We start from the raw sequence: 13813 nt of genomic DNA, 5'->3' as shown, positions 1-13813 counted from the left end.
TGTCACCGTAGCCGCTGCCGCCGACACCCGCATCGGCGGAACCGACAGGATCGCCTCAGCGCGCCCACCGCTGACCGGTGAGTAGGGGACCCCTCTCTACCGTAGGCGTTAACAAGGGGCCCCTCCTTACCCCCGCAGGCGCACGCGCAGCGCGTCGGCCGCGAGCCGCTCGCTGCGCTGCTCCGTCGCGTACGCCAGGCGCACCGCCTCCTCGGCCCGGGCCAGCGCCTCGACGGGACGCCCGCAGGCGGCCAGCGCCTCGGCCAGCACGCTCGCCGCGATCACCTGGCTGCGCACGTCCTCGGCGGGGACGGCCAGGGCCCGGTGCGCCCAGTCGAGCGCCTGGTCGAGCTGGCCGTGGGCGAGCAGCGCGGAAGCGTACCGGGCCATGGTCTGCTGGCGGGAGAAGAGCAGCGAGGGCGCGTTCGCGGCGGCGGTGGCCACCGGGGCGAGCAGCCCCACGGCGGTCGCCGGGTCGCCGGCGGCGAGCCGGGCGGTGGCCAGCAGCACCCGGGGGCCCACCTGGGCGGGGGCCTGCGGGTTGTGCGGCTCGACGGTGGTCAGCACCGCCCGCGCCGACCGTTCGGCGGTCTCGCAGTCGCCCAGGTCCAGCGCCACGAAGCCGCGCAGCGTGCCGGCCATCCCGGTGAGCAGCGGGTGCGAGGTCCGCTCGGCGTACGACAGGGCGTCGGCGAGCAGGTCGGCGGCATGCTCCGGCTCGCCCAGCCCCCGGGCGACCACCCCCCGCGCCACCAAGGCGAAGCCCCGCCCCCAGTCGTCGGAGACCTCGGCGAAGTCCCGGTACGCCCGGCGGGCCGCCCCGTCGGCCTCGCCCAGTTCGCCCAGCTCCGCCCCGGCGAACGCCTCGACGGCGCGCAGCGTGCCGACGGCCCACGCCTCGCCGACCCGCTCCCCGAACGGCAGGAAGACCCGCGCCAGCCGGCGGGCCTCGCGCAGCCGGCCGGCGAGCAGCCGGGCGAACGCCGTGGTGCCGCGCAGCCACGCCCGCCCGTACGGGTCCTTCAGCTCGGCGAAGAGGCGGGCGGCCCGGCTCAGCACCGCGTCGGTGCCGGCGAAGTCGCCGCGGGTGGTGGTGACCCAGGCCAGGTTCTGCAACGACCACGCCTGCCCCCGCCGGTCCTGCGCCGCGAGGCTGACCTGGTAGGACGCGGCGAGCCGGCTGCTGGCCTGGCCGAGCCGGCCGGCGATGAAGTCGGCCATGCCGAGCCGGCGCATCGCCGAGGCGCGCAGGTTGGGCAGCCCGCCGACGCCGGCCACCTGCAACGCCTCCTGCCAGGAGGCCACGGCCCGGCCCTGGTCGCCGAGGGTCTGGTGGGCCTGCCCGGCGAGCAGCAGGGCGCTGGCCCGGGTGCCCGCGTCGTCCCCGGCGTTGGCGGCGATCTTCTCGGCGTAGGCGAGCGCGTCCCCGGGCCGGCCGACCTGGAGCAGCGCGCGGGCGTGCACCACCCGGTCGGCGGCGGGCAGCCCGTCCCGGGCCAGCTCGGCGGCGCGTTCGGCGTACTCGACGGCGGCGGCCGGCTCCCCGGCCTGCAGGGACCGGCGGGCGGCCCGGCCCAGCGCGGCCACGCCCAGCGGCGCGACGGTGCGGGCCGGCGCGTCCGGGCGCAGCTTGACGGCGTCGGCGAGCGCGGCGGCCCGCTCGACGTGCTCGGCGACGAACGCGTCGCGGGCGGTGTCGGTGAACCCGCCCGGCGCGGCCGGCCCGTCGGGGGCGGCCCACCGGGCCAGCGCCGCGTGCCGCTCGGCCAGCTCGGCCTTGCTCACCCCGGAGTACGCGGCCTCCCGCATCAGCGGGGTGGCGAACGCGTACCCGGTGCGGGTGCGGTGCAGCATCCGGCGTTGCAGCAGCTCCTCGACGGCCCGGTCCAGCTCGACGGCGACCACGGCGGCCGGTCGGCCGTCCCGCCCGGCGCGCTGCTCGCGCAGCGCCTCCAGCCCGCCGTCGGGCACGGTGTCGCCGACGACGGCGGCGTCGCGCAGCACCGACCGGGCGTCCGGCGGCAGCGCGTCGATGCGCGCGGCGAGCACGGCGGCGAGGTCGCGGGAGAGCAGCCGGCTGCCCAGCGAGCCGGGGGCGAGCCGCCAGCCGGAGTTGGCCGGGGCGGACCGGTCGGCCACGGCGGTCAGCGCGCCCCGCTCCATGAGCAGGGTGACCAGCTCGGCGAGGTAGAACGGGTTGCCCTGGGCGGTGGCGAGCAGCCGGTCGGCGTCGGGCTGCGGCAGCTTCCCGCCGCCGAGGTAGCTGGTGAGCAGCCGGGCCGCGTCGGCGCCGCGCAGCGGGGGCAGGGCGTGCACCTCGGCGTCGGCGACCCGGGTCAGCGCGCCGGCGGTGCGGACCAGCTCGGGGCGGCCGAGCAGCAGCACCAGCACCGGGCCGGCGATGCGGGACAGGGCGACCCCGAGGGCGCGGATCGTCTCGGTGGTGGCGTCGTGCAGATCGTCGACGAGCACCACCAGCGGCGCTTCGGCGGCCAGGGCGCTGAGCAGGTCGGCGACCGCGTTGGGCACGGCGTCCACGTCGGCGGGCTGCTGCGCGCCGCCGCCCCACTCGCCCTGGTCGGCCGGGTTGCCGGCGGGCAGGTCGGCGTAGCCGAGCAGGGCCAGCAACTGGTCGGCGGCGACCGGCGGGGCGTCGTCCCCGAGCCGGCCGATGCGCTGGTTGAGCCGGCGCAGCCGCTCCTCGACGGCGGGCCGGGTCAGCGCGGTGGCCGTGTCGTTGGGCAGGCCGACGGCGGCGCGGACCAGGTCGGCCAGGGGCGCGAGCCGACGGCGTTCGCCGAACGCGGCGCAGCGCACGGACAGCACCCGCGCGCCGGTGTGCGCGGCGTACCGGCCGGCCCCGACGTCGTAGCCGGCGGCGAGGCGTTCGACCTCGGCGGCGAACCGGGACTTGCCGATGCCCGCCTCGGCGGTCATCAGCAGCACCCGGGGCTCGCCCCGGTCGATGACCTCGGCGAGCCGGCCGGCGACCCGGCCGATCTCGGTCTCCCGGCCGACGAACGGGGCCTCGTCGCCGAGGCCGGAGCGGGTGCCGGGGGCGTCGAGGAGGCCGAGCAGCTCGTACGCCTCGACGGGTTCCCGCTTGCCCTTGAGCCGCAGCGGGCGCAGCGCCCGCCAGGACGCCACGTGCCGGGTGGCGGCGGAGGTGCGGGCCCCGGCGTAGACGGCGCCGACGGCGGCGGCGTCGGCGAGCCGGGCGGCGGTGTTGACGGTGTCACCGATGACGGTGTATTCGATGGCCGCCTGGATGCCGGCGATCACGTCGCCGGTGTTCAGGCCGACGCGCAGGCCGAGCGGCGCGCCGCCGCCCCGCTCGTCGTCGAGCACCCGGCGCACCGCCCGCTGCATGGACAGGGCGGCGCGGACGGCCCGCTCGGCGTCGTCCTCGTGGGCGACGGGCGCGCCGAAGACGGCCATGATCCCGTCGCCGGTGAGCTTGTCGACGTGCCCGCCGAACGTCTTCACGGCCCCGGCGAGGGCGGCGAGCACCCGGTCGGTGACCGCGCCGACGCGTTCCGGGTCGAGGTCCTCCGACCAGGAGGTGAAGTCGGACAGGTCGCCGAACAGCACGGTGACGACCCGCCGTTCGGCGGCGGGCAGCGTGGCGGCGGCCGGCAGCGCGGCTCCGCAGTTGTGGCAGAACCGGGCCCCCGGCACGGCGACCGTCCCGCAGACGGGGCAGGTCACGACCGGCCCGCCGGTTCGGGGGGCACCCCCAGGTAGTCCAGTTGCGCGCGGACCGACCACTCGGCCGCCCACCACAGCGACCGGTCGACGTCCGCGTACACCCGGGCCACCACCTCGGGGGCGGTCCGCGCGCCCTCGGCGACCGCCTGCCGCACCTGGTCGAGCCGGGCGCGGCGGTGGGCGAGGTAGAACTCGGCGGCGGCGCCGCAGTCGGCCAGCGCCGGGCCGTGGCCGGGCAGCGCCGGGATCCCCCGGTACGTCGAGAGCAGCTCCAGGCTGTCGAAGTATGCCCCGAGCTGCCCGTCGGGGTGGGCGACGACGGTGGTGCCCCGCCCGAGGATGGTGTCGCCGGTGAGCACGACCCGCTCGTCGCCGTGCTCGACGAGGAAGCAGACGGAGTCGCCGGTGTGCCCGGGGGTGGGCAGCGCCCGCACGGTGAGGCCGGCGGCGGGCAGGGCCTCGCCGGCGGTCAGCGGCGGACCGCCGTGGCTGTGCGCGGGGTCGACGGCCCGCACGGGCGCCCCGCCGAGCAGCTCGCGCAGCCGGGGCGAGCCCTCGGTGTGGTCAGGGTGCCCGTGGGTGATCAGCACGGTGGCGACGGGGGCGTGGGCGGCGATCGCGGCCAGGTGCCCGTCGTCGGCGGGCCCCGGGTCGACGACCAGGGCGGGCGCGCCGGGCCCGGCCCGCAGCACCCACGTGTTGGTGCCGTCGAGGGTCATCGGCCCCGGGTTCGGTGCCCGCAGCAGGGTCACCCATCCCGGCAGCTCGTCAGCCAGCGCGGCCACGGCCGCCGTGATGTGCCCGGTCATGCCAGCGATCGTACGACTCCCCCCGCCACTCCCCGCGATCTTGCACTTGTGGCCCGGTTTTCGTGCCCGTACGCGGCTTTCGCCCGGGCCCGAAGTGCAAGATCGCGGGGGTGGGGGGGTGCGGGTGCGGGGGGTGCGGGTCAGGCGACCTCGACGATCAGTTCGACCTCTACCGGGGCGTCCAGGGGGAGCTCCGAGACGCCTACCGCGGAGCGGGCGTGCCGGCCCGCCTCGCCGAAGACCGCGCCGAACAGGTCGGACGCGCCGTTGATCACGCCGGGCTGGCCGGTGAAGCCGGGCGCGCTGGCCACGAAGCCGGTCACCTTGACGACCTTGACCACGTTCTCCAGGCCGACCAGCGCGTCGACGGCGGCGAGGCCGTTCAGCGCACACCGCTGCGCCAGGTCCTTGGCCTGCTCGGCGGAGACCCCCGCGCCGACCTTGCCGGTGGCCAGCAGCTTGCCGTCGGCCATCGGGAGCTGCCCGGAGACGAAGACGTGCTGCCCGGACTGCACGGCCGGCACGTAGCTGGCCACCGGGGGCACCACGTCGGGCAGGGTCAGCCCGAGCTCGGCGAGCTTCGCGTGCGGCCCGTTGCCCACCCCGCTCACGCCTTCGGCCGCTTGAGGTACGCCACGAGCTGCTCCGGGTTGGGGCCGGGGACCACGGAGACGAGTTCCCAGCCGTCCTCGCCCCAGGTGTCGAGGATCTGCTTGGTCGCGTGGACCAGCAGCGGGACGGTCGAGTATTCCCACTTCTGCATCGGTGCGGGGCTCCCTAGGAGGCGGCGACTGTGTCGGCCCCAGCCTACGATCCGGCGGGACCGCCCGGCGCGGGACGCTGCTCCGGGGCGGCCGGCGGCTCGCCGCAGGGGCCCTCGTGGTCGTACCGCTGGGGGCAGCGCGACCGGTCCGCCAGCAGCAGGTCGCAGAAGACCCGGTGCCGGTTGTTCTGGTCGTCGGCCGTCGAGACGGTGGTCTCCCCGGCGTCCAGCTCGGGCAGGAAGCCGAGCGAGACCGCCACGCGGCCGGCCAGCGCGGTGGCCGTCGCCAGGTCGGCCACCCGGATCGGCAGGTGGATGACGTAGCCGGTCTCCTCCTCGTCGCGGGGGCGCTCGGCGGGCCGGCTCAGCGTGCGCAGCATCTCCCCCGGGTCGGTGAGCCGGCGGTAGGAGCGCTCGTTGAACGGCAGGCCGGTGACCGGTCCCTCCTCGCCGCCGGGGCCGGCCCCGGCGCGCCGGGCGCAACCGGTCTGCGGCGGGAACTGGGCTCGGGAGATGTTGTCGGTGTCGCGCATTGCTGCCTCCGGGCCTCGCACCTGATCACGTCGTCACCATCGGCTCGGACCATCCGCCGATCCGCCCCCCGCGTGGGCACGAACGTAGGGCCGTTTTCGGACAGGGACAACCGGGCGCGCATGACCGGGCACCGAAAGTCACATATGCGACAGATCGCGGTCCGGTACCGGATGGCGCCGCGCGCGCTTTCGTGATCGTCGTGTCCATCAGGCCGCCCGGGGCCCCACCCTGGGTCGGGTTCACCGCTACCCTTCCGTCGGACGGGCCACGCAAGCCCGACCGCCTCCGCAACCTGCCTTCGCTCGACCAGTGCTCGCGTCCCACCGGGACGACGACGCGCCGCACCCCCGGGGGAAAGACATGACCCAACCGCCCCACGGCGGCGCCACCGGATCGCCCAGCGGTCCGCCCTCCGGCGACCACACGCCCGGCCCACCGGGCGGGCCGGTCTCCCCCGCGCCGCCGGGCGCCAGCCCGTTCGGCTCCCCGGCCGGGCCCGCGCCGTTCGGCTCCCCGGCGACCCAGCCCTTCCCCTTCGGCGGCCCCGCGGGGCCGGGGGCCGGCGCGATCCCGCCACCCCCGCCGGGCTACCCGCCTTACCACGCACCGGGCGCGCCGAAGCAGCGGCGGGGCGTGCTCGTCGCCTCGCTCGTGGCGGTCCTGGCGCTGCTGCTCTGCGGTGGCGGCGGCGCCGCCGCGTTCTTCACCCTGCGCAGCACGGAGAACGGCGAGGGCGCGACGGAGCCGACGGTCGCCGTGGAGAACTTCCTCACCGCCGTCTACCGGGAACGGGACGCCCGCAAGGCGGCCGGCTACGTCTGCGCCGCCGCCCGCGACGACCGCAAGATCACCGCCAAGGTCGCGGAGCTGAAGCGGTACGCCGAGCAGTACTCCGACGCCCGGTTCCGGTGGACCGGCCCGAAGGTGGACAACCAGACCGGCGACCGGGCCACCGTCACCACGAGGGTGACCATGACGACGTCCGACGAGAAGGTCGCCGACCAGGATCTCCGCTTCACCGTCGTGCAGAAGACCGGCTGGTGGGTCTGCGAGATCGCCTGACGGGGCGACCCGACGGACGACGCCGGCCGGGTGGATAGGCTCGACGGGTGCGAGCAGCTGAGCGGCCGGCCGACCCGGTCTCCACGCAGTGGCCGGCGCGCCTGAACGTCGTGACCGGCAAGGGTGGCACCGGCAAGACCAGCGTGGCGGCGGCCCTGGCCCTGGCACTGGCCGCCGACGGCCGGCGCACCCTGCTGGTCGAGGTCGAGGGGCGGCAGGGCATCGCCCAGCTCTTCGGCACCGACCCGCTGCCGTACGCCGAGCGCCACCTCACCGACGCGCCGGGCGGCGGGGAGGTGCGGGCCCTCGCGGTGGACGCCGAGGAGGCCCTGCTGGAATACCTCGACATGTTCTACAAGCTCGGCGCGGCCGGCCGGGCGCTGCGCAAGCTCGGCGCGATCGACTTCGCCACCACCATCGCCCCCGGCCTGCGGGACGTGCTGCTCACCGGCAAGGTCAAGGAGGCGACGACCCGCAAGGCCGGGCAACGCCGGGCGTACGACGCGGTGGTGCTGGACGCGCCGCCGACCGGGCGGATCGGCCGGTTCCTCAACGTGACGGCGGAGACGGCCCGGCTGGCCAAGGTCGGCCCGATCAAGACCCAGAGCGAGGGGGTCGCCGCGCTGCTGCGCTCCCCGATGACCGCGGTGCACGTGGTGACGCTGCTGGAGGAGATGCCGGTCCAGGAGACGATGGACGCCGTCGCCGAGCTCACCCAGCTCGGCTTTCCGGTGGGACGGGTGATCGTCAACGCCGCCCGGCCGCCGCTGCCCGCCGGCCGGCCGGTGACCGCCGCCGAGTTGCGGCGTGGCCTGGCCGCCGCCGGGCTGCCGGCCGACCGGGAGACCGTCGCCGGGCTCGCCGCCGAGGCCCGGGACCAGCGGATCCGCCGGGACCTGGAGGACTCGTTGCGCGGCGACCTGGCCGATCTGGGCCTGCCCCTGACCGAGCTGCCGCTGCTGCCCGACGGGGTGGACCGGGCGGGGCTGGCGGAGCTGTCCCGGGTGCTCGTGCGGGCCGATTGACTCACACTGGCGGCCGGCACGGCGCGGAGACCGCGCACAGCCCGATACGCTCGATTGGTGCCTTCCGAAGCCGCGGCGCCGCAGCTGGACGTCGACCAGATCCTCGCCGACCCGGGCGTGCGGATCGTGGTGTGCTGCGGGGCGGGCGGGGTGGGCAAGACGACCACCGCCGCCGCGCTCGCGTTGCGCGCCGCCGAGCAGCACGGCCGGCGCACGGTGGTGCTCACCATCGACCCGGCCCGCCGGCTGGCCCAGTCGCTGGGCCTGACCGAGCTGGACAACACGCCCCGCCAGGTCAAGGGCATCGACGTCGAGGCCAGCGGCGGCGAGCTGCACGCCATGATGCTGGACATGAAGCGCACGTTCGACGACGTGGTGCTCCAGCACACCGACCCGGCGAAGGCGCAGGAGATCTTCGCCAACCCGTTCTACCAGGCGATGAGCTCGACGTTCGCCGGCACGCAGGAATACATGGCGATGGAGAAGCTGGGCCAGCTGCACGCCCGGGGCGAGTGGGACCTGATCGTGGTGGACACCCCGCCGTCCCGCTCGGCGCTGGACTTCCTGGACGCCCCGGCCCGGCTCTCCCGGTTCCTCGACGGCCGGATGCTGCGGCTGCTGCTGGCCCCGGCGCGCAGCGGGGGGCGCAGCATGTTCAGCCTCGTCACCGCGAGCTTCGGGATGTTCTCGAAGGTGGTGCAGAAGGTGCTCGGCGCACAGCTGCTCACCGACCTGTCCGGCTTCGTGGCGGCGCTGGACTCGATGTTCGGCGGCTTCCGGCAGCGGGCCGAGCAGACGTACCGGATCCTCCAGGCGCGGGAGACGGCCTTCCTGCTCGTCGCGGCCCCGGAGCCGGACGCGGTCCGGGAGGCGGCCTACTTCGCCGGCCGGCTGCGCTCCGAGCGGATGCCGCTGGCCGGGCTGGTGCTCAACCGGGTGCACGCGCCGACGGTGCCGGCGCTGGACGCCGAGGCGTGCCTGGCCGCCGCGCAGCGGCTGGCCGAGGCCGGCGGGCACGACGGCACGGTCGACGTGCTGCGGGCGCACGCCGCGCTGGTCCAGCAGGCGCACCGCGAGCAGCGGGTGGCGGCCCGGTTCACCGAGGCGTTCCCGCAGGTGCCGACGGTGTCGGTGACGGCGCAGCCCGCCGACGTGCACGACGTCGACGGGCTGCGGACGATCGGCGCGGCGGTCAGCCGGCCGTGAGCCGGCCCGCGATCGGCCGGCCCTGACCTGTCGACCGGCCGTCAGCCGGTCGGGACGAGGACCTTGTCCTTGCCGGACCTGTCCTTCGCGTTCTTCTTCATGGCCGCCTCGAACATCTTGCGCCAGCTGGCGACCTGGGGGTGCCGGCGCAGCAGGGCCCGGCGTTCCCGCTCGGTCATGCCGCCCCAGACCCCGAACTCGATCCGGTTGTCGAGCGCGTCGGCCAGGCACTCGTACCGAACTGGGCAGCTCCGGCAGATCCGCTTCGCCACGTTCTGTTCAGCGCCTTGTACGAACAGCGCGTCCGGGTCCCCGTTCTGACACGCCGCCAGTGACGGCCAGTCAGTGATCATGCCCATGTGTACACGTCCCCCCTTGCAGTACCTACCGACTTCGCGCGACCAGCCGTCGAATCCCCCCGGTCGTCCGGCCGGCCTCCCCAGGGCGGCACGGACGACTGTGGCTGTCGCCGCAACCATCATGCTCTGTAGTTGGACGATTACGCAACGTTGTCGGCAAAATCCATCATTACGGACACTCCCGGCTTACCGGGCCTTCGGCCCCCGTCTACCCCGCCGCAGTACGTGAAAACGCTGCGCCGCTCCTCCGATCGGTGGAGACTCGTGGCGGATCCGCGCAACCCCGCACCAGGGCTCGTGCGTTTAGCACAACGAGGTCGGCGCGCGCAGGAAATGGGGAAAAGACGCCCCAGCGCCCCTCGTTCCCTACTCGCGTACCCTGTCGAGGTGACCTGGATGCGGAAACGTGACCATAATGTGCTGACCAACGCCGCATCGCTGCTCGTCTGTGGCCTGCTGGCCGGCGTGGTGGTCGCGGCGGCGGCCTTCCCCGCGGTGGCGATGTCCGGTCTGGCCGCGAAGGCCGGCGCGGAGACCTTCGGGGCGCTGCCCAAGGAGCTGACGGTGGGCCGCGCGCCGCAGATCAGCTACCTGCTCGCGTCCGACGGCAAGACGCCGCTCGCGACCATGTACGACGAGAACCGGCGCGACGTGAAGTTCGCCGACATCTCGCCGTACATGCAGAAGGCGATCATCGCCGCCGAGGATCACGACTTCTACAAGCACAACGGCGTCGACCTCAACGGCGTCGCCCGGGCGTTCGTCAACAACCAGTCCGGCGCGAACTCCCAGCAGGGCGCGTCGACGCTGACGATGCAGTACGTCCGGCTGGCCATCGCCTACTCGGCCACCCACCCGGCCGACGTCGTCGCGGCGACCGAGGACACCAGCGCCCGCAAGCTGCGGGAGATGCGGCTGGCCCTCCAGGTCGACAAGGAGTTCTCCAAGGACGAGATCCTCACCCGCTACCTCAACCTCGCCTCCTTCGGCAACGGCGCGTACGGGGTCTACGCGGCCAGCCAGGTCTACTTCGGCAAGCCGCCGAGCAAGCTCAAGATCGAGGAAGCGGCCATGCTCGCCGGCATGGTGAAGGCCCCGAGCACGAACGACCCGACCACCAAGACCGGGTACCCGCTCGCCCTGGACCGGCGCAACTACGTGATCGACAACATGATCAAGATTGGCGCGATCACCCAGCAGGAGGGTGACGCGGCCAAGGCCACCAAGATGGTGATCAAGGACAAGACCACCCCGAACGGCTGCGTCGCCACCAACAAGAAGGAGTGGGGCTTCTTCTGCGACTACTTCTACCGCTGGTGGATGAAGGAGGAGACGTTCGGCTCGACCTCGTACGACCGGGAGCGGCGGCTCAAGAGCGGCGGCTACACGATCGTCACCAGCCTCGACGTGCAGGCGCAGAACGGCGCCGACAAGGCGGTTCGCAAGAACCTGGGCGTCAACAGCAAGGCGGCCCGGATGGTCGCGGTCGTCGAGCCGGGCACCGGCCGGGTCCGCGCGCTCTCGGTGAACCGCAACTTCAAGATCGACGACCCGAAGAAGCCGCAGAACAAGCTGAACAGCGACCCGCGCAAGCGCAGCAAGGGCATCCGGGGCAACTACCCCAACACGGTGAACCCGCTGCTCTCCGGTGGCGGCGACATCAAGGGATACCAGGCCGGCTCGACCTTCAAGATCTTCACGATCGTGGCCGCGCTGGAGAAGGGCATCCCGCTCAGCTACACGATCAACTCGCCGAAGCAGTTCAAGTCGGAATACATCATCGATCCCAGCAGCAAGGCCGCCTGCCAGGGCCCCTACTACTGCCCGACCAACTCGGTCGAATCGATGGCCGGCGTGCACAACATGTGGAGCGCGTTCGGCCGCTCGGTGAACACCTTCTTCGTCCCGCTCCAGCAGCAGGTCGGCGCGGAGAACGTGGTCAAGGCGGCGCAGAAGCTGGGCATCGAGTTCCGATCGAGCGAGGACGCGGACTTCGCCAACAACAAGGAGGCCGCGCACCAGTGGGGCGCGTTCACCCTCGGCGTGTCGGCCACCACCCCGCTGGACCTGGCCAACGCGTACGCGACCCTCGCGGCCGACGGTAAGTACTGCGAGCCGATCCCGGTGCAGGAGATCAAGGGCCCGGACGGCAAGAAGCTCGACATCGCCAACCCGCGCTGCGAGCAGCGGATCAGCACCCAGGTCGCCCGCGCGGCCGTGGACGCGGCCCGCTGCCCGGTCGGCGACCGGTCGTCCACCACCCGGTGCACCGGCGCCACCGCCGGCAATGTGCGGGGCATCGTCGGCAAGCCGGTGGCCGGCAAGTCCGGCACCACCGACTCGGAGAAGACCTCGTCGCTGGTCGCGATGACCAAGCAGTACTCGGTCGCCGGCATCATGGCCGACCCGGACTGGCCGCAGACCAACCAGCAGATGGGCCACGACACCCCGACGGGCATCAACCCCCCGGTGTACGAGACGCTGCGCGACGCCATGAAGGGCAAGAAGGGCATCGAGTTCACCCCGCCCAGCGGCAAGATCATGGAGGGTGACCAGCGGTCGATCCCCGACGTGAAGTGCGTGGACGTCGAGACCGCGAAGGACCGGCTGCGGGGCGCCGGCTTCGACCCGGTGGTCTCCTCGGCCAAGGTGCCGTCGAGCTGCGCGGCCGGCCAGGCCGCCGGCACCAGCCCGAACGGGCGCACCATCAAGGGCGGCGTGGTCGTCATCGAGGTCAGCAGCGGCAGCGGCACCCCCGCCAACCCGCCGGACAACGGCGGCGGCACCGGCGGCGGGCCCGGCGGCCCGGGCAACACCCCCGGCCAGGGCGGCCGACCGGGTCGCAACGGCTGACCCGGCCGCACCCGCATCCCGCGTGACGACGGGCGGGCACCCCTCACCGGGGGTGCCCGCCCGTTCTCGTCGGTCCGCCTGCCGGGCAGCCCGCGACCGGGCGGGCCGGCACCCGGGGTCAGAGGCCGAGCTGGCGGCGTACCTCGGTGGCCACCCGGCCCCCCTCGGCCCGGCCGGCCACCGCGGCCTGGGCCGCCTTCATCGCCGGGCCCATCTGCGCCTTGCCGGTGAACCCGCCGGCGGCGAGCGCCCCCGCGACCAGCTCGGCCAGCTCGTCGTCGGAGAGCTGCTTCGGCAGGTAGCGGTCCAGCACCTCGCCCTCGGCGCTCTCCTTCGCGGCCTGCTCGGCGCGCCCGGCGTCCGCGAAGGCGGTCGCGGCCTCGCGCCGCTTCTTCGCCTCCTTGGTCAGCACCGCGAGCACCTCGTCGTCGGTGAGCTCGCGCTTGGCCTTGCCGGCGACCTCGGCCGTGCCGACGGCCGCCAGGGCCATCCGCAGGGTGGAGGTGGTCAGCTCGTCGCGCGCCTTCAGGGCGGCGCGCATGTCGGCGGTGAGGCGGTCCTTCAGCGTGCTCATGGACGGTGAAACTACCCTGAACGGCATGCGAAAGCGCACACTATTCCGACTCGGCATGGGCACCGTCGCGGCCGGGGCGGCAACCCTGGCGTACGCGTCACTCGTCGAGCGCAACCTGTTCACCCTGCGCCGGTTCGACGTGCCGGTGCTGCCGGCCGACACCGAGCCCCTGCGCGTGCTGCACCTGTCCGACCTGCACATGATGCCGGAGCAGCGGCGCAAGCAGGACTGGGTGGCGTCGCTGGCGGCGCTCGACCCGGACCTGGTCGTGGTCACCGGCGACAACATGGCCCACCCGGGCGCGGTGCCCGGCGTGCTGCGCGCCCTCGCGCCGCTGCTGGACTTCCCCGGGGCCTTCGTGTTCGGCTCGAACGACTACACCGGGCCGGTGCTGAAGAACCCGTTCAGCTACTTCCTGCCCGACCGGGAATACAGCGAGGGCGCCGAGCTGCCGTACGACGAGCTGCGCGACGTCTTCACCGGGGCCGGCTGGGCGGACCTGAACAACGCGCGGACGACGCTCAAGGCGGGCGGGCGACTGATCGAGCTGGTCGGCGTCGACGACCCGCACATCGCGCGGGACGACTACCCGTCCGTCGCCGGCCCCGTCCCGGCGGCGGCGGAGCTGTCGATCGCGCTGTCCCACTCCCCCGAGCCCGCCGTGCTCGACCAGATGGCCGCCGACGGCTTCGAGCTGCTGCTGGCCGGCCACACCCACGGCGGGCAGGTCTGCGTGCCGGGCTTCGGGGCGCTGGTGACCAACTGCGGGCTGCCCCGGTCGATGGCGAAGGGCCTGCACCGCTGGCCGGCCTCGGACGCCTGGCTGCACGTCTCGGCCGGGCTGGGCACCCACCCGACCGCGCCGGTGCGGTTCGCCTGCCGGCCCGAGGCGAGCATCCTCACCCTGATCCCGCGCTGAC

12 protein-coding genes are annotated in these 13813 nt (G+C 74.4%); 5 read left to right on the top strand and 7 right to left on the bottom strand.

Features of this window, described 5'->3' with window-relative positions:
* Positions 1 to 126: 126 nt before the first annotated feature.
* The 5 genes from HDA31_RS00315 to HDA31_RS00295 form a co-directional block, all read right to left on the bottom strand.
* On the bottom strand, positions 127 to 3708 hold the full coding sequence (locus HDA31_RS00315; RefSeq protein WP_178066680.1) for an adenylate/guanylate cyclase domain-containing protein: 3582 nt from the start codon (positions 3706 to 3708) through the stop codon (positions 127 to 129).
* On the bottom strand, positions 3705 to 4517 hold the full coding sequence (locus HDA31_RS00310; protein WP_178066681.1) for an MBL fold metallo-hydrolase: 813 nt from the start codon (positions 4515 to 4517) through the stop codon (positions 3705 to 3707). The genes HDA31_RS00315 and HDA31_RS00310 overlap by 4 nt, the downstream gene beginning before the upstream one ends.
* Before the next feature lie 140 nt (positions 4518 to 4657).
* Positions 4658 to 5119 carry a RidA family protein gene (locus HDA31_RS00305; protein WP_074472790.1) on the bottom strand — a complete coding sequence of 154 codons (462 nt, stop codon included), beginning with the start codon at positions 5117 to 5119 and terminating at the stop codon, positions 4658 to 4660.
* A gap of 5 nt (positions 5120 to 5124) precedes the next feature.
* Positions 5125 to 5280 (bottom strand): Sp36 family protein, encoded by a 156-nt coding sequence (gene sp36 / locus HDA31_RS00300; protein WP_141723594.1) that lies wholly within the window; start codon positions 5278 to 5280, stop codon positions 5125 to 5127.
* Between the two features lie 44 nt (positions 5281 to 5324).
* On the bottom strand, positions 5325 to 5813 hold the full coding sequence (locus tag HDA31_RS00295) for a hypothetical protein (RefSeq protein WP_074472226.1): 489 nt from the start codon (positions 5811 to 5813) through the stop codon (positions 5325 to 5327).
* 361 nt (positions 5814 to 6174) lie between these two features.
* Between HDA31_RS00295 and HDA31_RS00290 the strand changes: the two genes are divergently transcribed.
* From HDA31_RS00290 to bagB, 3 genes are read left to right on the top strand one after another with little or no spacing between them, the layout of a single operon-like run.
* Entirely contained in the window at positions 6175 to 6876 is a 702-nt protein-coding gene (locus tag HDA31_RS00290) for an Rv0361 family membrane protein (protein ID WP_178066682.1), read from the top strand.
* A gap of 47 nt (positions 6877 to 6923) precedes the next feature.
* Positions 6924 to 7901, top strand: a complete 978-nt coding sequence (gene bagA / locus HDA31_RS00285; protein WP_178066683.1) for an ATPase BagA — start codon at positions 6924 to 6926, stop codon at positions 7899 to 7901.
* A 54-nt stretch (positions 7902 to 7955) separates the two neighbouring features.
* Entirely contained in the window at positions 7956 to 9107 is a 1152-nt protein-coding gene (gene bagB, locus HDA31_RS00280; protein WP_178066684.1) for an ArsA family ATPase, read from the top strand.
* Positions 9108 to 9148: 41 nt separating this feature from the next.
* Here bagB and HDA31_RS00275 read toward each other — a convergent pair whose 3' ends face one another.
* Positions 9149 to 9466 (bottom strand): WhiB family transcriptional regulator, encoded by a 318-nt coding sequence (locus tag HDA31_RS00275; protein ID WP_074472222.1) that lies wholly within the window; start codon positions 9464 to 9466, stop codon positions 9149 to 9151.
* Between the two features lie 396 nt (positions 9467 to 9862).
* Here HDA31_RS00275 and HDA31_RS00270 point away from each other — a divergent pair, with 396 nt between their 5' ends.
* A complete protein-coding gene (locus HDA31_RS00270; RefSeq protein ID WP_178067897.1) occupies positions 9863 to 12319 on the top strand; it encodes a penicillin-binding protein in 2457 nt (818 codons plus the stop codon).
* Between the two features lie 118 nt (positions 12320 to 12437).
* Here HDA31_RS00270 and HDA31_RS00265 read toward each other — a convergent pair whose 3' ends face one another.
* Positions 12438 to 12893 (bottom strand): GatB/YqeY domain-containing protein, encoded by a 456-nt coding sequence (locus tag HDA31_RS00265; RefSeq protein WP_043964919.1) that lies wholly within the window; start codon positions 12891 to 12893, stop codon positions 12438 to 12440.
* A gap of 25 nt (positions 12894 to 12918) precedes the next feature.
* Here HDA31_RS00265 and HDA31_RS00260 point away from each other — a divergent pair, with 25 nt between their 5' ends.
* A complete protein-coding gene (locus tag HDA31_RS00260; protein WP_178066685.1) occupies positions 12919 to 13812 on the top strand; it encodes a metallophosphoesterase in 894 nt (297 codons plus the stop codon).
* Position 13813 lies beyond the last annotated feature (1 nt).

Origin of the sequence: Micromonospora carbonacea, assembly GCF_014205165.1 — a bacterium.
GTDB lineage: Bacteria > Actinomycetota > Actinomycetes > Mycobacteriales > Micromonosporaceae > Micromonospora > Micromonospora carbonacea.
The sequence above is the reverse complement of the archived record's forward strand: the minus strand, read 5'-3'. Positions and strand labels throughout refer to the sequence as shown.